Origin of the sequence: Roseinatronobacter sp. NSM (assembly GCF_052379845.1) — a bacterium.
In the GTDB taxonomy this organism is placed as follows: Bacteria; Pseudomonadota; Alphaproteobacteria; order Rhodobacterales; family Rhodobacteraceae; genus Roseinatronobacter.
The window spans coordinates 1-1,084 of sequence record NZ_JBQTCF010000093.1 but is presented as its reverse complement, the minus strand read 5'-3'; the positions used below and the strand labels follow the sequence as shown (position 1 = coordinate 1,084).

Genomic DNA, 1,084 nt, shown 5'->3' with positions numbered 1-1,084 from the left:
TGAAAGGCACTGATATGACGCATGAACCGCATGGGATGCATTTGATTGCAGGGGAGTTGGTTGACGGGGGGGCGCGGTTTGCATCCAGCCCGGCGCATGGCCCCGCGCATGAATTTGCAGTGGGCACGCCGGAACTGGTGGACCGCGCCTGCCGCGCGGCCGAGGAGGCGTTTGAAACCTTCGGCTACTCCGCCCGCGCGGAGCGCGCTGCGTTTCTGGACGCCATCGCAGATGAGATTGACGCGCGCGGCGAGGCCATCACCGCGATGGGCTGCGCCGAAACCGGCCTGCCGCAAGCGCGGCTGGTGGGCGAACGCGGGCGCACCACGGGCCAGCTGCGCCTGTTTGCAGACCATATCCGCAAGGGCGAGTATCTGGACCGCCGCCATGACGCCGCCCTGCCCGACCGCCAGCCTGCCGCGCGCCCCGAATTGCACATGATCCAGCGCCCCATCGGCCCTGTGGCGGTGTTTGGCGCGTCGAACTTTCCGCTGGCCTTTTCGGTGGGCGGCGGCGACACAGCAGCGGCGCTGGCGGCAGGCTGTCCCGTCGTCGTCAAGGGCCATTCCGCCCATCCCGCCACGGGCGAGCTGGTGGGCGATGCAATCACTGCAGCGGCCAAATCCTGCGGGCTGCATCCGGGCGTGTTTTCCCTGATACAAGGCGGCAACCGCGAGGTGGGCGCGGCATTGGTCACCCACCCGCTGATCCGCGCTGTGGGCTTCACCGGGTCGCTTGGCGGGGGTCGCGCGCTGTTTGATCTATGCGCGCAACGCCCTGATCCCATTCCGTTTTTCGGTGAATTGGGCAGCGTGAACCCAATGTTCATCCTGCCTGCGGCCATGGGCGCGCGCGGGGCCGATATTGCCGCAGGCTGGGCCGCCAGCCTGACCATGGGCGCGGGCCAGTTCTGCACCAATCCCGGTATTGCCGTGGTGCTGGACGGGCCGCAGGCCGATGCGTTTGCCGCCACCGCCAAGGCCGCGCTGGAAGGGGTGGGCGCGCAGACCATGCTGACCGACGGCATTGCAGACGCCTACCGCGCGGGCCGTGCGCGCATTGCCGCCAGCGCGGGCGTGCGCGA

The 1,084-nt window shown here is 68.8% G+C and carries 1 protein-coding gene; it reads left to right on the top strand.

Translation table 11 applies throughout. From position 1 onward, the window contains the following. Nucleotides 1–14 precede the first annotated feature (14 nt). Nucleotides 15–1,084, top strand: a 1,070-nt coding sequence (locus tag ACTZWY_RS19760) for an aldehyde dehydrogenase family protein (protein ID WP_444792413.1), incomplete at its 3' end; no start/stop codon positions are given.